This is a genomic window from Streptomyces sp. Edi4 (assembly GCF_040253615.1).
GTDB lineage: Bacteria > Actinomycetota > Actinomycetes > Streptomycetales > Streptomycetaceae > Streptomyces.
The window spans coordinates 7,652,726-7,676,868 of record NZ_JBEJGY010000004.1 but is presented as its reverse complement, the minus strand read 5'-3'; the positions used below and the strand labels follow the sequence as shown (position 1 = coordinate 7,676,868).

The 24,143-nt window shown below is 71.2% G+C and carries 19 protein-coding genes; 7 read left to right on the top strand and 12 right to left on the bottom strand.

Going from position 1 to position 24,143, the window contains the following annotated elements:
- Positions 1–40 precede the first annotated feature (40 nt).
- Positions 41–547 carry a hypothetical protein gene (locus tag ABR738_RS36345; RefSeq protein WP_350234263.1) on the bottom strand — a complete coding sequence of 169 codons (507 nt, stop codon included), beginning with the start codon at positions 545–547 and terminating at the stop codon, positions 41–43.
- A gap of 261 nt (positions 548–808) precedes the next feature.
- On the opposite strand from ABR738_RS36345, the gene ABR738_RS36340 reads away from it, so the two are divergent.
- Complete coding sequence (locus ABR738_RS36340; RefSeq protein ID WP_350234262.1) at positions 809–1,702, top strand: patatin-like phospholipase family protein; 894 nt, start codon at positions 809–811, stop codon at positions 1,700–1,702.
- Complete coding sequence (locus ABR738_RS36335) at positions 1,699–2,763, top strand: 1-acyl-sn-glycerol-3-phosphate acyltransferase (protein ID WP_350234261.1); 1,065 nt, start codon at positions 1,699–1,701, stop codon at positions 2,761–2,763. The genes ABR738_RS36340 and ABR738_RS36335 overlap by 4 nt, the downstream gene beginning before the upstream one ends.
- Positions 2,764–2,949: 186 nt before the next feature.
- Here the strand turns inward: ABR738_RS36335 and ABR738_RS36330 are convergent, their stop codons facing one another.
- The 6 genes from ABR738_RS36330 to ABR738_RS36305 all read right to left on the bottom strand — a co-directional run bounded on the left by ABR738_RS36330 (position 2,950) and on the right by ABR738_RS36305 (position 11,557).
- Positions 2,950–5,505: an ABC transporter permease gene (locus ABR738_RS36330; RefSeq protein ID WP_350234260.1), complete on the bottom strand. Its 2,556-nt coding sequence runs from the start codon at positions 5,503–5,505 to the stop codon at positions 2,950–2,952.
- A gap of 86 nt (positions 5,506–5,591) precedes the next feature.
- Positions 5,592–6,380: an ABC transporter ATP-binding protein gene (locus ABR738_RS36325; protein WP_350234259.1), complete on the bottom strand. Its 789-nt coding sequence runs from the start codon at positions 6,378–6,380 to the stop codon at positions 5,592–5,594.
- Positions 6,381–6,543: 163 nt separating this feature from the next.
- Entirely contained in the window at positions 6,544–7,221 is a 678-nt protein-coding gene (locus ABR738_RS36320; RefSeq protein ID WP_350234258.1) for a response regulator, read from the bottom strand.
- Complete coding sequence (locus tag ABR738_RS36315) at positions 7,218–8,843, bottom strand: sensor histidine kinase (RefSeq protein ID WP_350234257.1); 1,626 nt, start codon at positions 8,841–8,843, stop codon at positions 7,218–7,220. Before ABR738_RS36315 ends, ABR738_RS36320 begins: the two co-directional genes overlap by 4 nt.
- 377 nt (positions 8,844–9,220) lie before the next feature.
- On the bottom strand, positions 9,221–10,543 hold the full coding sequence (locus ABR738_RS36310; RefSeq protein WP_350234256.1) for an MFS transporter: 1,323 nt from the start codon (positions 10,541–10,543) through the stop codon (positions 9,221–9,223).
- A 315-nt stretch (positions 10,544–10,858) separates the two neighbouring features.
- Positions 10,859–11,557, bottom strand: a complete 699-nt coding sequence (locus ABR738_RS36305) for an Lsr2 family DNA-binding protein (protein ID WP_350234255.1) — start codon at positions 11,555–11,557, stop codon at positions 10,859–10,861.
- 451 nt (positions 11,558–12,008) lie between these two features.
- Between ABR738_RS36305 and ABR738_RS36300 the strand changes: the two genes are divergently transcribed.
- Positions 12,009–12,446, top strand: a complete 438-nt coding sequence (locus tag ABR738_RS36300) for a hypothetical protein (protein ID WP_350234254.1) — start codon at positions 12,009–12,011, stop codon at positions 12,444–12,446.
- A gap of 147 nt (positions 12,447–12,593) precedes the next feature.
- On the opposite strand, the gene ABR738_RS36295 is transcribed toward ABR738_RS36300, so the two are convergent.
- Entirely contained in the window at positions 12,594–13,469 is an 876-nt protein-coding gene (locus ABR738_RS36295) for a helix-turn-helix transcriptional regulator (protein ID WP_350234253.1), read from the bottom strand.
- A 138-nt stretch (positions 13,470–13,607) separates the two neighbouring features.
- On the opposite strand from ABR738_RS36295, the gene ABR738_RS36290 reads away from it, so the two are divergent.
- Both ABR738_RS36290 and ABR738_RS36285 read left to right on the top strand, forming a co-directional pair.
- Positions 13,608–14,387: an NAD(P)H-dependent oxidoreductase gene (locus tag ABR738_RS36290; RefSeq protein WP_350234252.1), complete on the top strand. Its 780-nt coding sequence runs from the start codon at positions 13,608–13,610 to the stop codon at positions 14,385–14,387.
- Positions 14,388–14,514: 127 nt separating this feature from the next.
- Positions 14,515–15,279, top strand: coding sequence for a 2OG-Fe dioxygenase family protein (locus ABR738_RS36285; protein ID WP_350234251.1), 765 nt, complete (start codon positions 14,515–14,517; stop codon positions 15,277–15,279).
- Here the strand turns inward: ABR738_RS36285 and ABR738_RS36280 are convergent.
- Positions 15,260–16,435 carry a carboxylate-amine ligase gene (locus ABR738_RS36280; RefSeq protein ID WP_350234250.1) on the bottom strand — a complete coding sequence of 392 codons (1,176 nt, stop codon included), beginning with the start codon at positions 16,433–16,435 and terminating at the stop codon, positions 15,260–15,262. The genes ABR738_RS36285 and ABR738_RS36280 overlap by 20 nt on opposite strands.
- Positions 16,436–16,751: 316 nt before the next feature.
- Between ABR738_RS36280 and ABR738_RS36275 the strand changes: the two genes are divergently transcribed.
- The gene (locus ABR738_RS36275) at positions 16,752–18,299 is read left to right on the top strand and encodes an immunity 49 family protein (protein WP_502964198.1); all 1,548 of its coding nucleotides are present in this window, start codon (positions 16,752–16,754) and stop codon (positions 18,297–18,299) included.
- Between the two features lie 110 nt (positions 18,300–18,409).
- On the opposite strand, the gene ABR738_RS36270 is transcribed toward ABR738_RS36275, so the two are convergent.
- Entirely contained in the window at positions 18,410–18,811 is a 402-nt protein-coding gene (locus ABR738_RS36270; RefSeq protein WP_350234249.1) for a peptidase inhibitor family I36 protein, read from the bottom strand.
- Between the two features lie 375 nt (positions 18,812–19,186).
- Positions 19,187–20,233 (bottom strand): PhlD, encoded by a 1,047-nt coding sequence (locus tag ABR738_RS36265; RefSeq protein ID WP_350234248.1) that lies wholly within the window; start codon positions 20,231–20,233, stop codon positions 19,187–19,189.
- Between the two features lie 550 nt (positions 20,234–20,783).
- Between ABR738_RS36265 and ABR738_RS36260 the strand changes: the two genes are divergently transcribed.
- Positions 20,784–21,755: an MBL fold metallo-hydrolase gene (locus ABR738_RS36260; RefSeq protein ID WP_350234247.1), complete on the top strand. Its 972-nt coding sequence runs from the start codon at positions 20,784–20,786 to the stop codon at positions 21,753–21,755.
- 129 nt (positions 21,756–21,884) lie between these two features.
- On the opposite strand, the gene glgX is transcribed toward ABR738_RS36260, so the two are convergent.
- On the bottom strand, positions 21,885–24,002 hold the full coding sequence (glgX, locus tag ABR738_RS36255) for a glycogen debranching protein GlgX (protein ID WP_350234246.1): 2,118 nt from the start codon (positions 24,000–24,002) through the stop codon (positions 21,885–21,887).
- Between the last annotated feature and the right edge of the window lie 141 nt (positions 24,003–24,143).

Genomic DNA, 24,143 nt, shown 5'->3' with positions numbered 1-24,143 from the left:
GCGGCGGACCATCACCCGCAAAACACCCTCCCCTCCTCCGCTACTTGATGATCGCGTTGGCGACCACCACGATCACGCCCAGCAGCCCGTCACCGACACCGAGCCTCATCGCGGCGCCCCACGTGCGGCCGGCGGCGCGCGCGGCGATGAGACCCCAGCCGAAGAGCAGCACGATGTTGACGCCGAACACGACGTACTCGATGTTGCGCGAACCCCACCAGCCGAGGCCCGCTCCGTACAGCAGCAGCATGGTGGGCGCGGTGGCGGCGACGAGCGGCCATTCCTCCAGCAGGATGCGCCATGGCCCCCCTCCACCGTGGTGGGTCTCGTGGCCGCGCCGGGCGATGATGTGCGCGTAACCGTGGGCCAGGGCGGATGCGACGGCCGTGATCAGCAACCACTTGGTGTCGTACAGCCGGTCCGCGCGCGCCCTCGCCCCGTACTGGGTGAGCGCGGCCACCATCGAACTGGCAAGGACCGCACCGTAGACACCTCCGAACAGCACGTTGGGTTCAGTGGCGAGGCGGCGAAGAGTACGAGTGGGCACGGAGGTCTTCCTGGGAGTGAGCGGGAGAAGCGGTGTCGTCACCCATGACACCGCTTCCCCGGGTCCCTCGGCGGAACACCTCGCCGCGCCTTTTCCGAACTGCCCGATTGGTCCCCAGCCCCGCCAGGAGCCGCGCGCGGCACTCGATCCGTGTCCCGTCGATTCTCGTACGTCTCAACTGCCTCTGCCGCAGCGGCGCGTGCGTGCCGGGGCGCGGATGGCCGGGGCGGGACGGGGCAGGGGTCAGTCATGGGTGACGACATGGTGACACCGCAAACCAGGGGCGCGGCCTACCGCTGTGCGTTCGTCCTTGGTGGAGGAGGGGCGCTCGGCGCCTACGAAGTGGGGATGCTCAGGGCGCTCATCTCGGCCGGCATCGAGCCGGACCTGGTGGTGGGGACGTCGGTGGGCGCCATCAACGGCGCGGCGATCGCGGCCGAGCCCACGGCCGGGGCCGTGGAACGCCTGGGCGAGTTGTGGGGAAGCCTCGGCCGCTCGGGCGTCTTCTCGGGTTCGATGCTGCGGCGCCTGCGCCTCGCCGCCCGCAACCGCACCCACGTCTATTCCTCCGCTCCCCTGTCCGAACTGCTGGAGGCCGGGCTCCCGGCGCGGCGGATCGAGGACCTCGCGGTGCCCTTCCAGTGCGTCGCGGCGGGGATCGAGAGCGCCGCCGAGCACTGGTTCACGAAAGGGCCTCTGGTCCCGGCGGTGATGGCCTCCTGTGCCGTCCCGGGGCTGCTGCCACCCGTCGAGATCGACGGTGAGCACTTCTTCGACGGCGGCCTGATCAACAGCATCCCGGTGGGCCGGGCGGTCGCGGCGGGCGCGCGTACGGTGTACGTCCTTCAAGTGGGGCGCGTGGAGCGGAAGTTGAAGGCGCCCCGGGCGCCTTGGGAAGTGGCCGCCGTGGCCTTCGAGATAGCTCGGCGCCACCGATTCACCCGTGACATGGCGGACCTGCCCTCCGGTGTGGAGGTGCACGTCCTGCCCACGGGGGCGTCGTCCGGCCGGGGTGAGGACATCGCGGGCCGCAAGTTCCAGCACCGCGACTTCGGGCGCTCCCTGGAGCGGATGGAACGTGCGTACGAGGCGTCGATCGCATATCTCGAAGCGGCCGGGAAGCCCGCTCTCCGTACGGGCGGCGTCACCCCATGAGCCGTAAGGCGGGCATACGTGACGTGGCACGGCGGTGTGTCACCGTGCCCGCGCTCGTCGTCCTGATCCCCTTGGCCTGCGCGGTGTTGATCACGACGGTGGCGCTCGCCCCGCTCTCCCTGTTCGCCGGGCGGCACGAACGCGGCTGGCAACCGCAGCGTCTGGCTCTCTACGCCGTCGTGTACCTCGTCGCCGACCTCGTCGGGGTGTGCGCCGCGCTCGTCGTCCGACTGCGCTGTCTGGGCGGTGGCCAGGGGCGCAAGGAGCGGTTGGTGGCCCTCAACTACCGGCTCCTCGCACGCTTGCTCGGGTTCCTGGTGGCTTGCTCCCAGCGGATTTTCTCCGTGCGTGTGGAGGTGGACCCGCTGATCCCGCGGCCCGGCACCCGGTCGCCGGACGGCATGGTCGTCTTCGCTCGCCACGCCGGTCCGGGTGACTCGATCCTGCTGGTCCACGGCCTTCTGTGCGACGCGGGGCTGCGTCCCCAGGTCGTGCTCAAGGAGTTCCTGCGCTGGGACCCCTGCCTGGACGTGGTGCTCGGCTGCCTCCCGCACTGCTTCGTCCCGCGCCACGCCGACGCCGACGGGTGCACGTCGCGGGCCATCGGCGCCCTGGCGGCGCGGCTGCGGCCGGGCGAGGCGCTGGTGGTGTTCCCCGAGGGCGGCAACTTCACCGAACGACGCCGCACGCGGTCCATCCGCTGGCTCGTCCGCACCGGCCAACTGCGCCGGGCCGCTCGCGCACGGCGCCAGCACCACGTCCTGCCGCCGCGCATGGCGGGCCCGCTCGCCGCGCTGACCGGGGCGCGCGGCGCCGGAGCGGACGTCGTCTTCGTCGCGCACACGGGGCTCGACCACATCGACTCCCCGTCCCGCCTGTGGCACTCCATCCCCCTGCGAAAACCGGTGCGTGCCACGTGGTGGAGCGTGCCCGCCCGCGCGATACCGCCCGAGCGCCAGGCCCGCGAGACATGGTTGACGGACCAGTGGTCGCGGGTGGACGCGTGGATCGCCCAGGAGTGGGGCGAGGGGGCGGCTTCGGCGCGTACGGCGTCGTCCTGACGGCAGGCGGATGGTGCGGCGCCGTACCACCTTTGGCCATCAGCGCCCCGGGTGCCGTCGGGTGCCGTCGGGTGCCCTCAGGTTCCCGTGGGCGCCCTTGAGTTCCCCTGGGTTCCTTGGGTGTCGGCCGACGCCGAGCGCGGCTCACCGGCGCATGCCGGGCCTGAGCCGCGTCCGCGCCCCTCGTCACGTCCGTGCCACGGCCTCCAGCGGGCCGAGCCGGGCGGCGTGCCGGGCGGGGACGGCCACCGCGGCAGTGCCCGCCGCGAGACCGAGCGCGACCACCAGCGCGAGGGTGCCCCACGGCAGCGAGAAGGAGTACTGAGGGATCGCGCCGTTGGCGAGTCCGCTGACCTTCCACGCTCCGAACAGCCCTGCTGCCAGCCCGAGAAGGGTGCCGAACGCGGCGACGCACACGGCTTCCAGACGGATCATCGTGCGGATGGCCGAGCGGCCCATGCCGATGGCCCGCAGCACGCCGATCTCCCGGGTGCGCTCCGAGACCGACATGGCAAGGGTGTTGACCATGCCGAGCGTGGAGATCAGCACTCCGAGGGCGAGCAGCCCCAGCACCATGGTCATCATGTCGCCCGCGACGCCGGCCTGTTCCTGGACGAGCTGCCGACGGCTCTGGACCTTCAGGAGCGGGCTGTCGCCCACCGCGGCGCGCAGCCGCTTCTCCAGACCCGTCGAGGTCACTCCCCCGTCGGTGACAACCAGCAGGCGCTGCACGGAGTCGCGCAGGTAGGCGGTCTTCTGTACGTCGCTTCGATAGCCGAGGACGTCCTGGGCGGTGGGGTTGTCCTGGTAGACGCCGACCACCGTGTAACGCTGGTCGTGGTCGCCTGCGCCCATGCTCGCGTCGAGTTGTTGGCCGACGGCGAGGTGGTGCTCCGAGGCGTAACCGCGCGACACGGCGATCCTGCCGGGACCGACGTCGGTGAGGGAGCCGCTGAGGAAGCGGAGCTTCATGACCTCACTCGCGGTGCCGGGGTCGATGCCGGAGATCTGCTTGCCGCCCGGGGTGATCGTGGAGTCCGCCACGGCGGAAGCGGTGCGCACGCCCGGCACCGCCGCGACACGTCGTACGGCAGCGGCGTCGATGGCGGTGGTTGGAGTACGCGTACTGATGGCGTAGTCCGCGCTGAGACCGGCGGCGGCCTGTGCGTCCAGGGCTCGCTTGGTGCAATGGTCGATGACGGCGAGGCCGGAGACGAGCGCCGTGCTGATCAGGAGCGCGGCGGCGGTCGCCGCGGTTCGGCGCGGGTTGCGCAGGGCGTTCTCGCGGGCGAGGTGGCCTGCCGCGCCGAAGCCCGTGGTGAGCCGGCCGAGCAGGCGGATGACCGGCCCGGCGAGGAGCGGGGCGAGCGCGATCAGTCCGACGACGAGGGCGGCGCAACCGAACAGGGCTGTCCGCAGGTTGGCGTCGGTGGCGCCTACCGCGTCGGTCAGCGAGAAGAGGAGTCCCGCGCCAAGGACGGTCAGAGCCAGGCCGACGGCGCCGCGCACGCGGGACAGGGCCGCGGAGGGCGGCTGGTCGGCACCGCGCAGCGCCTCGACGGGCGCGACGCGTGCGGCGCCGCGCGCGGGCAGCCAGGCGGCGAGCACGGTGACACCCACGCCCACGACGAGTGCGGCGATGACCGCCATGGGGCCGATCACCAGAGGCCCGCCGGGCAGCGGATCACCGGAGGTGTCAAGGACGTGGGGCAGCACGGTGGCCACCCCCAGGCCCAGCGCGAAACCGAGCGCCGACGCGGCAAGGCCCACCAGGGCCGCCTCGGCCAGGACGGAACGGACCACCTGGCGGCGGGTGGCACCGATCGCGCGCCACAGCGCGATCTCCCGGGTGCGGCGGGCGATGTCCATGGTGAAGGTGTTGACGATGAGGAAGGTGCCGATGAACAGCGCGACCGTGGCGAAGAGGAGTGGCAGACGCTCGTAACTCTTGGTCCTGGTACCGATGTAGAGGGCCTGCTGAGCGGCCTGGGCGTCGGCGGTGACGGCCTCGGCCCGGGCGGCGGGCAGGACGGCGGTGATCCGGTCGCGGAGTTCGGCCTGGCTGGTGCCGGGGGTGGCTCCCACGTCGATCCCGGTGTAGCGCCCGGGGGCGGCGAACAGCTTCTGGGCGCTCGCCTTGTCGAACACCGCCAGGGTCCCGCCGGCGTTCACGCGGCTGTCGGTGGTGGAAACAAGGCCCACCAAGCGGGGTGTGAGGACCGGTCCCTGCGCGGCGAGGGTGACCCTGTCGCCGAGCCGGTAGCCGCCCGCGTGCGCGGTGCCGCGGTCGAGAGCGACCTCGTCCTGGCCCACCGGGGCCCGGCCCTCGGTCAGCGGGTAGCGGCTGTCCTTGCCGTCGGGCCCGGGATGGTAGGCGGCGCCGAATTTGCCCATCGCGCTGTCGGCCCGCATGGGCGTGCCGTCCTTGGCGGCCAGCGTGACGGTGCCGTCCGCCACCGGGCGGACGGACGCGACGCCGGGCAGGTGGGACAACTCGCGTACGAGGGCGTCGTCGAGGGCCCCGAACTGCTCCTGGGGGGAGGCGCCGGGAGTGTTTTTCGGGCTCACGCTCACGGCGGTGCCCCTGTCGTCGCGTGTCATGGCGGCGCGGTGGGCGGCGGTGGTCGTGTCGGCGAAGATCAGGGAGCCGGAGATGAACGCGACGCCGAGACAGACCGCGAGGACGGTCATGACCAGTCGGGCCTTGTGCGCGAGGACGTTGCGCAGAGCTGTTCGCAGCATGGTGCTTTCCGCGGGTCGGGGTGGGTCGGGGGCGGGGTGGGTCGGGGTGGGCCGGGGGCGGGGTGGGGAGTTGGCGGGCGGAGCGGTCAGCTCGCGTGCCGGCGCTCGGTGTCGAGCGCGAGCATCCGGTCGAGGACGGCGCCGGATGTGGGCTCGCGCAGTTCGTCCACGGGCCGGCCGTCGGCCAGGAAGACGACACGGTCCGCGTGGGCGGCGGCGACCGGGTCATGGGTCACCATCACCACGCTCTGGCCCCACTCGTCGACCGAGTCGCGCAGGAAGCCGAGTACCTGCGCGCCCGAGCGGGAGTCGAGGTTTCCGGTGGGTTCGTCGGCGAAGACGATCTCCGGGCGGGACATCAGGGCCCGGGCCACGGCGACGCGCTGCTGCTGACCGCCGGATAGTTCGGCCGGCCGGTGCGTGAGGCGCCCGGCGAGGCCCGTGGCGGCGATGACGGTGTCGGACCACGCCACGTCGGGACGGCGCCCCGCCAGACGCAGGGGCAGCGTCATGTTCTCCTGCGCCGTAAGGGTGGGCAGCAGGTTGAAGCCCTGAAAGACGAAGCCGACCTTTTCCCGCCGCAGCGTGGTGAGTTGACGATCCGTCAGTTCGGTGAGCTCGACGCCACCGATCCGCGCCGACCCCGAAGTGGCGCGGTCGAGGCCGGCCACGCAGTGCATCAGCGTCGACTTGCCGGATCCCGAAGGGCCCATGACGGCGGTGAACCGGGCCCGTTCGAACTCCACCGTCACGGTGTCCAGCGCCGTGACCTGGGTGGCTCCTCTGCCGTAGACCTTGGTCAGTCGGGAGGCACGGGCCGCCGGCTCGGAGGTGGGGGCGCCTGCGGCTGGGAAGGGAGGGGACGTCTGGGGCACGAGAACTCCGGAGGGTGAACGGCGGCCCGCGAGCGTTCGCGAACCGGGATGTTCCCATCCTTGGGGCTCTCACCTGCGTGGACATCGGCCTCAGGTGGTGATGTGGGCTCTGCTGAAGGTCAGGGAGGGTGTCGCCGTCTCTGCCTTTCGGCAGAGTTCTGCCTCAGGGACACATACCGGCACGGTGTGCCAGGAGAGCCGCCTGCACGCGGCTCGTCGACCCGGTCTTCTCCAGGATGGCACCCACATGCGTCTTCACGGTGCCGATGCCAATCGTCATCCGTTGTGCGATGTCCTGGTTGGACAGCCCTTCCCCCAGCATCGCCAGGACCTCCCGTTCGCGACCGGTCAGGCGGGCGATCCGCTCATCGGGACGGCCTCCCTCGTCGGTGTGCGCGGGGCTCCGGCGCAGCATGCGGGCGATCACCGCGCCGGTGACGCCGGGCGAGAGCACCGCGTCGCCGGCCGCCGCCGCCCGCACGGCGCTGATCAGTTCGTACGGTCCCTCGTCCTTCAGCAGGAACCCCGTGGCGCCGTCGCGCAGCGCCCGCATCACGTTGTCGTCGTCGCCGAACGTCGTCAGCATCACCACGCGCGGGGCGGGTTCGAGGGCGAGCAGCGGCCGGATCGCGGCCAGCCCGTCGCACCGGGGCATCCGGATGTCCACCAGCGCCACATCGGGGTGATGGACGGCGGCTTCGGCGACTGCCCGGTGCCCGTCGGCGGCCTCGGCGACCACCTCGATGCCCTCGGCATGACGCAGAATCAGCCGGACGCCGTGCCGGATCATCTCCTCGTCGTCGGCGAGCAGGACCCGGATCGGTCGTGGCGGTTCGGTCATGGAGTCTCCCAGGGCTGGGCGTCGCGTACGGACGGGACGCTGAAGCGGTCGATGGAGATGAGGCGATGGGCCGCGTCGAAGCAGTATCGGGTGATGTCGAAGGCTCCGGGCCGGGGTCCGTGCCCGGCGGCGGGGAAGACACAGCCCACGGCGCGGGCGGGTCGCGGCGGTTCGTGCCCGGTCGCCGCGGCGCGTTCGGCGGGGCTGTCGAAGACGCCCTTCAGCTCCTCGTACGTCATTCCCAGCCGTGGCCGCGGCGGGTGGACCTCGTGCCTGGGCTGGCCGTACACCAGGGCGATCGCCAGCGCCATCAGCACCCACAGGGCCGTCGCGCCCAGGGCGGACATCAGCGCGCCGGCCGCGCGGGGGGTGCGGGAAAGCGCGGCGGCCTCGTCGTGGGCGGGTGCCGGGGGCGCGTCGGATCCGGCGGAAAGGGGGTGGTCGGGGACGGCGTCGGCCGGCTCGGCGGGCAGGATCGCCTTCACCTGGAATCCACCGCTGGAGCGGGCACCCGCTTCGAAGGTTCCGCCGAGCAGGCCGATGCGCTCGCGCAGTCCCGTCAGCCCACGGCCCGTCCCCTCTGGGGCTCCGGTGTCGGACGGCTCGGGAGGGGCGCTGTTGTCGACCGTCACCACCACCGTGCGGTCGTCGTGCTCGACGCACACCGTGACCGGGGCGGCACGGGCGTACCTGTGCACATTTGTCAGTGCCTCCCGTACCACCCGGTGGACCGCGCGCCGCACCGGCGCGGGACGGGTCTCGATGTCGGGTCCGTCCCAGCGCAGCCGGACATCGACGCCTCCGTCGCGGGACTCCGCGACCAGCGCTTCGACGTCGCTGCGCGTACCCGTGACGTCGGTGAGGGCGTCCGGTCCGGTGTCCCGGCCCAGCGGGCCCAGGACACCGAGGGTCTGCCGCAGTTCACGCATCGCGTCCCGGGTCGCCCGCCGGACCAGGACGGCTTCCTCGCGCAGTTCCGGAGCCGCCCGGTCGAGAGCCAGTTCCAACCCTCCGGCGTGCAGCGACACGAGGCTGAGCCGGTGGCCCACCAGATCGTGCATCTCGGCGGCGATCCGGGACCGCTCCTGGACGCGCGCCTCGCTGTCGGCGGACCGCCGGGCGCGCTCGGCCGCGTCACCGCGCTCGCGCAGCGCGCGCAGCAGCCTGGCCTGCTGTCCGTACACCGTCCCGACCAGCCCCGGCACGACCACGGCGGTCGCCGCCATGACGAAGCCGAGCTCCGCGCTGTACACGGCCGAACCGGGCCCGACCAAGGGGCCCGTCACGACAGCGGAGGCCAGCACCAACAGGCTCGCGCTCCCGAGCAGCCGTACGCGCGTGCGTGGACGAGTCACGTCGAGCGCCACCGCGTAGGCCGCGGCCGCCACCACGGGAGCGGCCACTGGCGCCGCACCGGCGAGCACGGCGACGACCAGGAAGACGGCAGTGGGCCGATGTCCGCGCAGCGCGAAGAGCGGCACCGCGAGAAGGATCACGCACAGCTGGAACACCGGGTGCGGCAGTGACCACAGCGGCCCCGCCACCGCCAGCAGACCCAGCGCGGCGACCGTGACGGTGACGGTCTCGACGACCATCGGGCCCCGCCCGCCCGCACGCGTCACCGTGCCCGCTCCGGGCACGGGCGGGTCGGACGAAAGCGGCTGAAGAGGGGCATGCTCCTCATTATGGATGGCCGGGTGTGCCAGGACGTGGGCCCTGAGGCTGATCCGGATCTCTGCCTTTGGACAGAGCCGGCTCGACCCGCTCGCCACAGCGACCCCCGGGCGCCTCCGGAGGCTACACGCGGGGCCGGCCTGGCGCTGCTCGCGCCCGCGCCCTGTGCCCCACGCACCGGGACCGGGGCGGTCGGCGCGCGCTCGCGACGACACCGTCCGCTGCCGCCCAACTCCGCTACAGCAAGCGGTAGTTGTCGTCAGCTCCCGTCACAAGCCGGAGACGGCGTACGGCGCCGACCTCCACGAGCACGAGGGGGTGCGGATCACGCGCTGCGAGCGCGAGTGGCCAGCAGCGCGGCGAGAGCACATGGCACGAGGAGCAGCCCAAGGGCGGAGCCGTAGCCGACGGTCACTCCCGAGCCGGCGCCGATGCAGGCGTTGAACACGGCCGAGGACGCGCCCAACACCGCTGTCTGGCCCAGGTTCTGGGTGCTCTGCATGGCGGCGCTGGCGTAGCCCTGCCGGCCGGGCGGGCTGTGCGTGAGGGACAGCACGGTCAGGGAAGGGGCGTACATGCCCATGCCGACGGCCGCGATCGCCATGGCCGACGCGGCGGTGTACGCGGGCGTCGCGGGCAGTGTCCCGGCGACCGCGACGACAACCGCGACCGCCTGCACCAGCGCACCGGCCACGACCAAGTGGTGGCGCGGGCGGCGGTCCATGAGGCGGCCCTGCGCCCAGGACGAGGCGGCCCAGGCCACGGCGGCCCCGGTGAAGGCCAGACCGATCACGGAGGGAGGCGCGCCCCGGACGGTGACCAGCAACAGGGGAACGTAGGCCTCCAGCGTGAAGAACACCCCTGAACCCAGGCCGCGCAGCAGCACCGTGACGGGCAGACCGCGCGCGGCACGCCACGTGCCCGGCGGCAACAGCCGCGACACGAACGCCGTCAACAGAGCGAAGCCGCCCGCCGCGAACAACAGATGGCGTACGTCCCACCCGGAGACTCCGTACTGCCCGAGCGCCGCGCCCAGGCTCACCGCGACCGCGATCACCAGAGCGGGACGCGGCGGGGCGTCCTTCGGGGGCGCGGGCGTAACCGAGCTGGCAGGGCCGCGCAGGACCGCCACCACCACCAGCGCGGGCAGCACGGTGAGAGCGGCCAGACCGAAGAACACCGCGCGCCAGGACCACCATTCGGCCACCACGCCCGCCAGCGGAGGACCCACCAGCGACGGGACGACCCAACAGGCGCTCATCAGCGCCAGAACGCGTGGCCGCAGGCGGTCCGGGTACACCCCGCCGATCGCGGTGTTGATCGCCACCGCGACCATGCCGCCGGCCAGCCCGTCGAGGAAGCGTCCGGCCGCCAGTTGCCAGATCGACGTGCTCGCGCCCGACACCAGCAGGGTGACCACGGCCAGCGCCATGCCCGTCGCGAGCGGGCGCTGGGGCCCGGCTCGGTCCGCCCAGTGGCCCGCCAGCACACCGCCGAGCAGACTCGCGGCGACGAAGCAGCCCGCCACCAGCGGGTAGAGCGAAAGCCCGTCCAGGTCCCGTGCCGCCGTCGGCAACGTGGGGGTCACCGCCAGCGCCGCGAGCCCGGTCAGGAACATCACCGCCGCGAAACAGGATGTGGCGGCCATGTACGCCCCGGAGAACAACCCCTCGTCCGTCGCGGCCCGCACCGGCGCCGACGCGTCCCCTCCCGCCGACAGCGACTTGGCGGAGGCCGCTGTGTGAGGTTGGGTGGACGCGGGCGAGCCGCTTGCCTTCGGCTTCGGATCATGAGTCACAAGGGCCCAACGTAGGCGCGGGACATGGCCGTGTGCCACGCATTTCCCGGGGCGTCGGGGCCGCTCGGGCCCGCTGGTGTCGCGCCTGCGTCACAGACCTGTCCCCCTCCCCTGCGCGACCAACACGCCGCCACCTTCATCGCGGCCGGCGCAGCCAGCTGGTGCTCACTTCCCTGAAACGTCGTAAGCCTCGCGAATCGACGCGGGGATACGCCCACGATCATTGACGAGAAACCCATGGGCGCGAGCCCAGCGACGTATCGGGTCGTCTTCCGGACGGGGTTGGAGGCCATGGATTCCAGCGGATGGGCCCGACCCCCTCCACTCCCCCGAGACCACCCCCTCCAGGCGATCCGCCGTCTCGTGGAAGAAGGCGGCCAACGAGGCATACACGCCCGCCTCCATGCCGCTCGCCTCGCCCCAGGATCCGACGGTTCCGCTGAGCGTATCCAGAAATATCCCCGAGAGACCGTCGCGATCTGCGGTCAGGGGTACCCACTCACGACGCCACAACGACTGATCGGGATCTGCGGACGGCTCCATCTCCTCCTGGCCCATCCGGCTGAGGTAGACCCGCTGAATGTCCGTCAGGCCCAGAAAGAGACGGCCGCCCGGGGCGCCGATCTCGCACCCCAACGCCACCAGGCAGGTCTGACCGTCGGGCTGTCTGCCGGCATCGAGGTCGTTCGCCAGCAACCACTGCCGCATCTCGGCCGGCAGTTGCAGCCCCATGTGCAGTTCGGCTTCCCGGATGGCAGCGCGGGTCCCGGGGCCGCCGAGCGCGGCGAAAGTCTCCGGGTCGTTCCGTTCAAGCCACCCGGTCACCCGGCCCCACGCCTCGGTCACGTCCCCTGTCTCGTGCACGGAAACTCCATTCATCTGCGCTCTCCCCCCTTCGCACGGCTGCGCCCCCATGTGGAACCGACCCTCCGACACCGCCGGCTCGCGCCGCGCACACCCCGGTCCCGGACTGTGCGGTTGTCCGTTCGGCGAGGCAACGACCGACGAGGGGCCATGGAAGAACGGTAGGCGGGACCACTGACAATGGCCGACGCGGACCACGCACACGTATCCGCGGCCCATCCAGGGGGCGACCGGCGAAGACAAAGCGGTGCTCCGCGACCGCGACCCGGCCGGCCAGCCGGCCAGACAGTGTGGAACCCCCTACCGGCAGGGGCGCGAGGCCGTCGCGAAGGCTGCCGCAGACGGGGACGACTTGAGAACGGTGTGCTGGTCGAGCGCGAGGAGACCGGCGCCGCCTCATCACGTCACATCGGTCACGAATCCTCGACGCGACTCGTCACGGAGGGGGCACGTGACCCGGTGGGAGCTCGCCACGCTCGGGGAACCAGAGTTCTCCGCCCGGCAGATCCTGGCGAGCCTCTATGAAAAGCTCAAGTTCACGGTTGAGCTGGACCCCCGGCACAAGATCCGCGACCGTGGGCAGGACGGCCTCCGGAACGAGCCTGTGGAACACCAACCACGTCAACAACTGGAGCAACGGCCAGGTCGACGTGAAGTCCAGCTCGAACTCGGCCGTGAACTCGAACAGAGACCGGTCCTCAACAACGGCACGTACTGGTTTGACGCCGGGTTCATTCCGGTGACCAACGTATCGAACAACCGCGAATACACCGGCAATTGGAACTTCACTGCCTACGGGCATTCCTGTTCCGGCCAGACCTCGACCTGGAACTTCTCCTACGGCGGCGCGAGCGGGAGCAACAACCACCCCTACTCGCACTGCAATTGAGGCCTTTGACCAGTCGCCGCGGCGCGTCGCAGCCGTACGTACGCACCGGTACGGCACTCGGCGCGCCACCGCCACAGGCCGCGCGGCTCACGGCGGACGCGGTCCGCGTCGCCGCACCCGTCGCCGAGGCGGCCAGGAAGTCCCCTGCTATCCCGCGTCGACTTGCTCGTGGATTACTCGTGGACCCGGGGCCTTCGTCGCGGGAGTCTCGTCAGCGACCTCCCCGCCGAGGCCCGCGAGCAGGCGCAGGGCGTCTTCGGAAGCGCTGCCCGGGGAAGCCGACAGCACAAGCAGCTCCATGCTCGGTTCGTCCGGCAGCGCGAAGTTCTCCTGGTGCAGTTCGAGCGGCCCGACCAACGGGTGCCGGTACGCCTTGCGGCCGTGGGCGCGGGCGCGTACGTCCGCACGCGCCCAGAGGCGGCGGAAACGCTCACTGCCCATGGCCAACTCGCCGATGAGCGAGGTGAGTCGGGGTTCGTCGGGATACTTGCCCGCGGCCAGGCGAAGGTGGCCGACGCAGTCCAGGGTGCAGGTCTCCCAGTCCGCGTACAGGCCTCCTTCGGCCTCCTCGAGGAAGAGGTGCCGGGCGACGTTCAGGTCCGGCAGCGGACGGCCGTAGAGCAGTCCGGCGAGGCGGTTGCCGGCGAGCACGTCGAGGCGGTGGTTCATGATCAGCGCGGGCGCGCCGGCCACCAGGTCGAGGACCCGCAGCAGCTCGGGCCTGACCCGCCCGCTCGGCGTCTTCGCGCGGCGGCGGCGCTGCCGGGCGAGCCGGTCGAGGTGCCCCCGCTCGGTCTCGTCGAGGCCGAGGACGCGCGCCAACGCGTCGAGGACCTGCTCGGACGGCTGGGTCGCGCGGCCCTGCTCCAGGCGTACGTAGTAGTCGACGCTGACGCCCGACAGGTGCGCGACCTCCTCGCGGCGCAGCCCTTCGACGCGGCGGCGGCTGTCGGCGCAGATGCCGACGGCCCCCGGGGCGACCCGGGCACGCCGGGTCCGCAGGAAGCTCGCAAGATCGTCCATGTCCTCAGTATCACCTCGGTGGCGGCCGTGAAGGTGGTCCTGCCAGTACCAGGAACTCCGGTCCGACGGAAGAGGCGCCCCTGAACACCGGGCGCCGGGCCACCAAGAATCGAGGCGTCCCCTTTCGAAGGAGTTCCCATGAAGACGCTGATCGTCCACGCCCATCCGGAGCCGAAGTCGCTCAACGGCTCGCTCAAGGACCTCGCGGTGTCCACCCTGGAGGGCGCGGGGCACGAGGTCCGGGTGAGCGATCTGTACGCGATGAACTGGAAGGCGGTCGTGGACGCCGCCGACTACGGTCTCGACGCCTCACGTCCGTTGCGGGTCGCCCGGGATTCGGGCCGGGCGTTCGACGCCGGGACGCTCACGCCCGATGTCCGCGCCGAGCAGGAGAAGCTGCTCTGGGCCGACACGATCATCTTCCAGTTCCCGCTGTGGTGGTACACGATGCCCGCGATCCTCAAGGGCTGGGTGGACCGGGTGTTCACCTTCCACTTCGCGTACGGCGTCGGCGAGCACAGCGACACCAAGTACGGCGAGCGCTTCGGCGAAGGGACCTTGAAGGGCAAAAAAGCCCTGTTGTCGGTGACCGTCGGCGGTCTGGAGTCGCATTACTCCGCTCGCGGGATCAACGGCCCCATCGAGGACCTGCTGTTCCCCATCCACCACGGCATCCTCTACTACCCGGGCATCGAGGTGCTGCCGCCGTTCGTGCTGTTCGGCACCGACCGGATGACCGCCCAGGACTACCCGGACGTGGCCAAGGCATGGGAGCAGCGTCTGCTCACTCTGGAGTCGACCGAGCCCGTGGCGTTCCGGCAGCAGAACGGCGGGGACTACGAGCTCCCCTCACTTCGTCTGAAGGAGGGTCTGGAGCCGACAGATGTCACGGGGTTCGGGCTGCACGTGCGCCGCTGAGCGGCGTGGCCGGGCGGCGTGAGAGCGCAAAGGCGCCACCCGGCCATGGGAGCGCGGCGCGCCCGCTCCGCCGGCGGCGCCGCGCACAGCGGATGCGAGAAGCCGTGCGGCACCCGAGCATGGGCTCATGGACGAGGTGAACACCATCAGCGCGGACCGCGAGGGCGCGGGGGCCGACCGCGCGCGACAGCCGCTCGAGGAGGTCCGCGAGGCCCTGGTCTCCTCGGGCTCATGTCTGATGACGTCGGCCGCCGTCTCGCGCTGCCTCGGCATGGACGACGCGGGCTGGGCCCGGTTCGCCGGGCACTGGGAGGAGCTGGGCCCCGACCCGTACGCGGCAGAGACGGGGACGCGGCGGCTGCGGCGATACGGGCGTTTCTCCTTGTCCCGGGCGGGAGACATCGCGGCGCGGCCGAACGGCTCCTTCATCCAGCCGGAGGAGAGCAATCCCCTGTACGTGGAGGTGGACCGCCACTTCGAACCGCTGACCGCCGCCTTCGAGGCGGAACCCGTCCTGGCGTCCTTGATCCGGATGCTCGGCCGGATCGCCTCGTGCCTGGACGACGCGGACGAGTGGAACGTCAAGGTGCACCCCTTCAGAGTCATGGCCGAGGCCGACGGCGCGGGACAGCCCACCCCCGAGGGCCGTCACCGCGACGGCGTCACCTTGGTGACGTCGTTGCTCATCGACCGGGTCAACGCCACCGGCGGCGAGAGCACGGTGTACGACCAGGACGGTACGGAGCTGATGACCACCACACTCAGCCGGCCGGGCACCCTCCTTCTGGGCGACGACCGCGCGACGCTGCACGGCGTCTCCCCGATCCGCCCGCTGGACGCCTCCCGCCCGGGCCACCGGGACGTACTGGTCACTACGCTGGCGCCGCGCTGAGCATGCCGTCCGGTCCCGGCGGGCGGGCGGTCGCCCGCACGAGCCGGTCCACCACCCCGCTCGGCCCGGCGCCGTTCCCCGCCCAGGCGCGTTGGCGACGAGCTCCGTCCCCCTGCTCGGCCAGCCGCCGCAGGAACGCGGTGACCTCGTCGAGGTCCCCGTACCGTTCCAGGACCGGCCGGACATGCCGCACCATCTCCTCGGCGAGCTGTGCCACGGGCCGCACGCGCCCCGTCAGGGCGTCGAAGCCGCTGCCGCTCCAGCCGTCCCGGGCCGCCCGCCAGCACGCGGCCCGCAGCACTTCGCCGCTCCACGGCCGCCCCGGGTCTGCGCGCCGGACGCTGCCCAAAGCGGTGACGACCAGGCTTCGCAGCAACACGGTGATGGCGACGGCGTCGTCGACGTCCTGCGGCACGTCCATGGCGCGGATCTCCACGGTGGGGAGCCTGGGATTGGGCCGCAGGTCCCAGAACGGCATGCCGGGCTCGAGCATCGCCTCCGTGTCGGCGATCGTGACGGCGAGACTTTCATTCTCCTCCAGGGAGGCCGCGTAAGGCGGCGGCCCCAGGCACGGGAAGCGGCTCCTGATGACCGTGCGCCAGCTGGCGTACCCGGTGTCACGGCCTTGGTGGAACGGTGAGTTGGCGCTCATCGCGATGAGCAGCGGCAGCCACGGCCGCAGGTGGTTGATGGTCAGGACGGCCAGTTCGCGGTCGGGCAGATGCACGTGGACATGCAGGGCGCTGATGGCGAAGTCGTCCATCATGCCGCGGTACTGCTCCTGGCCGGCCCGGTAACGCGGGTGGTCCCCCACGTGTGGTGGCCCGTCGTCGCTGAGCACGGGCGTACCCGACGCGCACAGCGCCAGCCCCTCGGCACGGGCCGCGCCCACCAGCGACCCGCGCACCCGCGTCAGATGGTGGCGCACCTCGTTCGCCGTCCGGCACGGGGGCGTGCGCCCTTCCACCTGGCACTCGGCGAACTCCGGGGCGACGAGGTCCCCGACGGTCCCGGCAGCGCGCGCGGCGACCCGCGGGCCGCCCGGCACCGCCAGACGTGTCCCGGGATCAATGAGGAAGTACTCCTCCTCCACACCGATGGTCGGCGGATCAATGGCGCCCTCGACGGCCGAACCGTCACGCGGATCAGTGGTCACCCCTCCAGCATCACCCGAAACGGCACGCCACACGCGCCAAGTGCCGACGCCGACACGCGCGATCGGGCCGCGCGCCCTGGAAGCCGCCAACGCCCGGCCGGCGACGGGCGGCGTGGCGGAGGAGATCGAAAGGTTGCGGTGGATATCGAACACGTAATGACCTCCACGTTCCGCTCGGGGCCGTATACACGCGCTCCCGCGTCGCTCGCCGGGCGAGGCCCTGAGTCGGTCGGAGCCTCGGGCGGGCGAGGCGGTGGTCCTGGTCTGTCGGACCCAGCGCCTAGGCTGTCGCAGGGATCGATCAAGGAGCAGGGCAGTGCGAATAGAGCGTCATCAGGTGGGCGAGGGCGTCGTGTCGGCGGCGGGCGAGGACTTCACGAACCGCATCGGTGGCCGGGTGCGGTCCATGTCGCGCGGAGACCGGATGACCAGCTACACCTGGCAGTTGATCGCGGACGACTTCCTCGACTACCTGGGCGCGCTCTCCGTGACGACCCCCGGCCTCGACACCCCGGAGGCGATGGCTGCCCTCAAGGACGCCTCCGAGGCCGCGGCCGGAGCCGTCGCCTACGCCGCCTATCACCCGCACTGCTCCTTCCAGGTCTTCCTGGAGTACGTGAACTTCGGCATGAGCTACGACCCGGGCGACGACGCGCCCGAGGAGAGCGTCACACCGCGGGAGTGGGTCGAGGCGCTGTGCCTGTCCGTCCTCAGGGACCGGACCGCGTGGCACGGCGAGGCCTTTCATTTCGCCCGGGCCAAGTTCGCGCGGCAGGCGCAGGGCACGCCCACCGGTGAGCTCGCGACCGCGCTGATGGCCGTGGTCCTGGACGACACCGGAGACGACGAGGAGTATCCGCCGAGTACGCGGGCCAAGCTCGCCGCCGTCGACGCGGCTTGGGACCGGTTGCGGGCCCGCGCGCAGGAGAGCGGTGAACCTCTTCTGGACCGGCCGGACAGCACGGCCCTGCGCACCCTGCGCGCCCTGGCGGCCGAGGACCGGCAGGCCTTCGACGCCGGGCTCGCCGACCTCCTCGTCGGTCACCGGGCCATGCAGGGCCCCTCGGCCCCCGCGCGCTCCCTTCTCCCGCTCATCCCTCTCGCACTCGGCGCCCTCGCATACCGGACGCTCGGCTGGGCCCCTGCCATCCGCACCGGCTACCTCCCGCACGCGCTGATCACCGGCTTCGAGACCCGCAGCCCTCGGGTGGGCGGGTTCGGCCGCGACCGTCGCGCGGATGCGGTCGCCGCGCTCGCGGCGGGCCCGCTCGTGGTGGAACGGCCCGCCGACCAGGGGACCGACGACGGTCGGCTGAAGGCTCTGTACGAGCGTTCCCGGCGCGAGGCGCCCATCCCCTTTGCCACCGGTCAGATCCGGCAGGACACGGCTCCCGGCGCCGGCAACTGGCAGCAGGCAGTCGCTTCCGCCCTGATCAGCGGTGTACGTGAGGAACTTGCCCCGCTCGTCCTCACCGGCCCCGGCTCCGACGGCTCCGCGTTCAGCGCGTACCGTGAAGCCCTCCACGCCTACCTCATGGGCACCGATCCCGAAGCGGCCGCGCGGCGAGCGGTGGAGTACACCGAAAAGGCCAAGGACTGGGGCTTCGCGATGCCGCCTGCGGTCCTGCTGTCCCAGCTCGTCGAAGGCGATGAGGAAAGTTTCAACCTGGCCCTGGCCGACGCGCTCGAAGCCCACCGCGACTATTATCGCGTCGCCGATCGCGCGGACGATCCCGAGGCCTCCCTCAACCTCGACATTCTCGCGCTCGCCTGCCATGCCCGCCGCCGAGGCTGGACGATCCGAGTCGAATCCGCCTACCTCCCCCAGGCTCTTCTGAAGGCCGCGCGACCTTTCGATGCATGACCTGACGGCTCCGCGCCGGGGGCGCGAACACATGAAGGGGTGCGCTCCGTCCCCCCGCCACGGCGGCTGGGGGGACGGAGCGCGAATGGGTCAGCCTCCCAACGAGCCGTTCAACAGGCGCTGTTGAGGGCTACGGCGTCGATCCTCTTGCCGAAGTTGGTGTCGTAAGCCATCGCGTAGTCGCCGATGTTGACCTTGCGGAAGTCGCGCGGCTTGTAGTCGATGAAGCACGCGCGGACGTTGGCGTAGAACGAGTACACATGGTCGTGCAGGTTGGGCGGCATGTCCCGGTAGCCGTTGGACGGCATCCACCGCCATGGGGTGCCGGAGTAGTTCCTGTCGTGCCAGAAGCAGACCTCACCCGCCGCGCACTGCGCGGCCGCCCGCTTCAACGCGGCGGCGCTCGAGGCGCGTTGGGGCGCGGGGACGCGGGCCTGAGAGGGGCTGGCCGCGCCGGTCAGCGCGAAACAGGCGGCTGCGACCAACACGGCCAGACTCTTGCGGATACGCACGACGTAACGCTCCTTCTGCTGAGGACTTCATGTGCCGGCACGATGCCTTTGCCCGACCAGTCCAGCACCCGACCCCGCCGAGACCACGACACCGGACAGAAGAGCACCCGTACGGCCGGTGGCACGGACGGGCAGGGGGCGCGCGGGGCGCGGCTGACGCGCCTTCGGGCCGCTCACCGGCAGAGGAAGCGACGCTCAACGTGCTGGGCGGGCGGCGGAATTGGTCCCTTTCAGCGGAGCGGATCTTTTGAGAAGGTGCACCGGTATAGAGGCACTGGCCCGGGCAACTCCGGCCAGCGGTGCTGGCATGAAGTCGCGCCCCCCGGACCCGCATCACGACGACCGCACCCTCGTCCTCGCCGTGCCGCTCGCCCTTCAGGCGACCCAGGTGCCGCGGCAGGCCACCCCGGTAAACCCCGGGCCGAAGGCCAACAGGAGGGTTTCGGCCCCCGTGGCGGGGTGCTCCAGGTGGGTCCGCCGGAGAATATCGAGGACAGCGGCGCCCCCCAGACTTCCGTTCTCCGCCAGACTGTTCCGTGAGTGCCTGACGGTGTGCGGGTCAAGGCCGAGGCGCTGGGTCACGTGGTCGATGATGCCCGGGCCTCCCGGGTGGATGACGGGAACAGTGGGCCGCCAAGGACCGAGCCAGTCGAGCAGGGGATCCATGATCTCCGCCGCGGCTCGGGGCGCTTCTTTGGTGCTGTCGAAGTGCAACCCCGCGGCGTCCAGACGCCCCCGGTAGCGGTCGACGCTCCCGGGCAGCAGGTACTGCCAGGTGTCGTCGATACGCAGACCAGGGCCCAGGGGTGTGCTGGAGACGATGCACGCACCGGCGGAATCGCCGAACAGCGCCTTGTAGACCATGGACTCGACGCTGTCGTCCGCGTGGTTGTAGATGCTGCTGATGACCTCGGAGACGACGACGAGGACGTTCGAGCCACGGGGCAGGGCGGCTGCCATTTCGGTGGCGCGGATCAAGGACTGCACGCCGCCGGCGCACGCCAACGTGGTGGCCGAATGGTGTCGTGTCGTGGGTTTCATGCCGAGCGCGTTGATGAGCCGTACGTCCAGTTGCGGTACGCCCCAGGAAGTGGAGTGACTGGTGATCACGGCGTCGATGTCCGCCGCTGTCAGGCCGTGGTCGTCGAGCGTTTGCCGGGCCGCGCGCTCGGCCATGTCCAAAGCGTCGTTCAAGGCGACCGCGGTACGCGTTTCCACGGGGGCGCGGCCCGAAATGACCTCGGAGTCCAGGGGACGGGTGAAGCGCCGGCTGGTCACACTCGTGTTTTCGATGATGCGCGGCAGGACGCGCAGCCGGGGGTGGTCGGGGTGGTGCTCCATTATGTCGCGGATGATCTCGTCGGTGCTGACCCTGTACTCAGGGAGGTGAATGGCGGGGCGTGATACGAAGCTGGGCTGCATGCTGCTCCTGGGGGTGTAGTGCACGTTGCCGGTCAACCTCTCGGCGATTCATCTCCGAGAGTCAGGTTCGGCCGGTGCGTGGTGGCAGGCGGCAGCCCAGCGGGGTTCGTGCTCGGGAACGTCGCTGCTCGCGGCGTCGTGTCGCCCACGCACACCCCCTTCGTACGCGTGGGCCGCCTGAGGTGGCGCCGGTCGAGGCCGGACGGCTTGCGTGGCCGACGAACTGCCGGGGGGCGGCACGGGCCGCCAACCGAATTCCGGGCCTCCCCCTCTCCAGCAGGAAGGTGCGCGCAGCCTCGTCCACGGGAGCCGAACCTCCTAGGCGATCAACTGTTGATGATCAATTGCCGTTGAGGGGACGGTATTTCAGTGGCAAGCCCGCCCGCCACTGGTTGGCCACTTTCCGTTCCTTGAGCCAAGAGGACGACCGCCGCCGCGATGTCTTCCGGACGCGCGGGACGCCCGAGTGAAATCCGGCCCCGGAGAGTGTGGTCCGATCCACGGGAAACGTCCTTCCGTGGGAGCCCCCGCACGCGCAGAATGATCTCTCATGACTCTTGCTTCTGACTTGCGGCAGATCGCCCCCGGGGTGTTCGCGTGGCGTCCCCGGGCGGACGGCGTGTGGGGGCTGGCCAACTGCGGCCTGATCACCTCCCACGGCGACGCGATACTGGTCGACACGCCCTACACTCCGGCGCTGACGGACACCTTCCTCGACGCCGCTCGCGTGGCAGCCGGTCACACCGCGTTCAACCGAGTGGCCGTCACCCACGCCAATGGCGACCACACTTGGGGCCTCCAGCAGCTGCCGGGTGCCGAGATCATCGCGACTCGGGCGACGCTGGAGCACCAGTGTCTGGAACCGACGCCCCAACAACTGTTCACGCTCTGCCATGACGCCGACCCGAACCAGGCGCTGGGTTGGTACGTCCGCCGGCACTTCGGGCGGTTCGACTTCTCGGACATCCAGGTGCTCCCCCCGACCACCACGTTCACCGGCCGACTCGACCTGCGGGTCGGCTCCATACCCGTCGAACTGCTGGAGGTCGGCCCCGCTCACACCGTCGGCGACCTCATCGTCCACCTGCCCGAGCAACGCGTGGTGTTCGCCGGTGACGTCGTCTTCTCCGGCGATCACCCGTCACACTGGGCCGGCCCCCTCAAGCGGATCTCCGACGCCTGTAGGCGGATCCTGGCGCTCGCCCCGGAATGGATCGTGCCGGGTCACGGCCCACTCATGACTCCCGACGCTCTGCGGGACCACGTGGCCTACCTCGACGACCTCGCCGAACAGGCGGCCTTGCTGCACGCCCAGGGGCTCACCGCGCTCGAAGCCGCCCGCGTCCTGCTCAAGGAGGACCGTTACCCCGGCCTCGCACTGCCGGAGCGGCTCGCGATCACCCTCGGCACGGAATTCCACCATCTCCGCGAGGACTCCTCGACTCCCGACCTGCTCGCGCTGATGACCCAGGCAGCCCACATCGCACGGGACTCCGCGGCGCCGGCTTCGCCGGCTGCGTGAGGCCGGCGCGCACCCACGGAGCGCGGGCAGCTCACCTGATTCGACCCGCGAGCACGGGCCGTGTCAGTCATCGGAACGTGGACGGGCGCGGGTCGGTGGTCGGTTGCCCCGAACCCGCGCCCGTTCATGTCACCCCCGCCGCCCCCGCCGCAGGACCCGCAAACTGTGCGCCGCCATGGGGAATTCGGCTTCCGCCTTGAAGCGGGACGTCTTCCCGTCCGCCGACGGGTCCGCCGTGTCCAGTACCAGGTGCCACTCCTCGCCGAACGCCGCCGGCGGCACGCGGAAGTCGACGGGCTCGTGGAAGCTGTTGAACAGGAGCAGGAACGTGTCGTCGGTGACGGGGCGGCCCCGCGCGTCGCGTTCCATGGGGTCGTCGGCGCACAGGTACACCGCGAGGACGTGTGCGTCGTCGCGCTTCCAGTCCTCGTCGTCCATCTGACACGCGTCGGGCCGCAACCAGACCACCTCGGCGCGCTCCGGCGGGGTGCCGGGGGTGGGGCCGACGGGGAAGTGGCGACGGCGCAGCCCCGGGTGGGCGTGGCGCAGCGCCACCACACGCCGGGTGAAGTCGAGCAGACCGCGCCGCTCGTCGTCCAACTCCCAGTCCACCCAGGAGATTTCGTTGTCCTGGCAGTAGGCGTTGTTGTTGCCGTTCTGGGTGCGCCCCAGCTCGTCACCGTGGGCGAGCATCGGTACGCCCTGGGAGAGCAGGAGCGTCGCGAGCAGGTTGCGCTGCTGGCGCAGGCGCAGCTCCCGTACGTCGGGGTCATCGGTCTCACCCTCGACGCCGCAGTTCCAGGACCGGTTGTCGTCCGCGCCGTCCCGGTTGTCCTCGCCATTGGCCTCATTGTGCTTGGTGTCGTACGAGACGAGGTCGCGCAGCGTGAATCCGTCGTGCGCCACCACGAAGTTCACGCTTGCCCGGGGCCGCCGCCGGTCGTGCTGGTAGAGGTCGGACGAGCCCGTGAGCCGGGACGCGAAGTCGGCCAGGGTGCCGCCCTCGCCCCGCCAGAAGCCGCGCACGGTGTCGCGGTACTGGCCGTTCCACTCCGACCACAGGGAGGGGAAGTTGCCCACCTGATAGCCGCCGTCCCCGATGTCCCAGGGTTCGGCGATCAGCTTGACCTGGCTGATCACCGGGTCCTGCTGGACCAGGTCGAAGAAGACCGAAAGCCGGTCCACCTCGTGGAACTGCCGCGCAAGGGTGGCCGCGAGGTCGAAGCGGAAGCCGTCGACGCGCATCTCGGTGACCCAGTACCGCAGTGAGTCCATGATGAGTTGCAGGACGTTGGGGTGGCGCATCAGCAGGGAGTTGCCGGTGCCGGTGGTGTCGAAGTAGTGCGCGGGGTCGTCGTCGACGAGACGGTAGTACGCCGTGTTGTCGATGCCCCGGAACGACAGGGTGGGGCCCCGCTCGTTGCCTTCGGCCGTGTGGTTGAACACCACGTCCAGGATGACCTCGATCCCGGCGGCGTGCAGAGCCTTCACCATCTCCTTGAACTCGACGACCTGCTCTCCCCGGGTACCGCCGGCCGCGAAGCCGTTGTGCGGCGCGAAGAAGCCGATGGTGTTGTAGCCCCAGTAGTTCGACAGGCCCCGGTCGACGAGGAATCCGTCCTGCGTGAACTGATGCACCGGCATCAACTCCACCGCTGTGACGCCCAGTTCCTTGAGGTGGTCGATCACCTCGGGGTGCGCGAGCCCGGCGTACGTACCGCGCAGTTCCTTGGGCACACTGGGGTGACGCATCGTCAGGCCCCGTACGTGGGCCTCGTAGATCACCGACTCGTGGTAGGGGTGGTTCGGGCGCCGGTCGCCCTCCCAGTCGAAACCCCGGTCGGTCACCACCGCGAACATCCCGTGCCCCGCGCTGTCCAGGCCGTTGGGCGTGCCAGGGTGCTCCGGGTCGGCGGTGAGCAGGGAGGGGTCGCCGTCGAGCTGTCCGTCCACGGCGGTGGCGTACGGGTCGAGCAGCAACTTCGCCGGATCGCAGCGCAGCCCCTCGGACGGCCGGTACGGGCCGTGCACCCGGTAGCCGTACCGCTGGCCGGGGCCCACACCGGGCAGATAGGCGTGCCAGACCGATCCGTCGGCGTCGGTGAGCGGCACGCGCCGCTCGTCGCCGGCGTCGTCGAAGAGGCAGAGTTCCACCCCCTCTGCCACCTCGGAGAAGAGGGCGAAATTGGTTCCGGCGCCGTCGTGGACAGCACCGAGCGGATAAGGACGACCAGGCCACGTCTCCATGACCGTATGAAAACACGAGAGCGCCGGGCGGCCGTTCCCGACGCGGCGGGGCCTGGCGCCTTGGCCCGTTCGCCGGCGTCGGGGCGCGGGCCGGGAACGGGGGCGGGGCCGGGAGCCGGGGACGGGGGCCCGGCCGCAGCG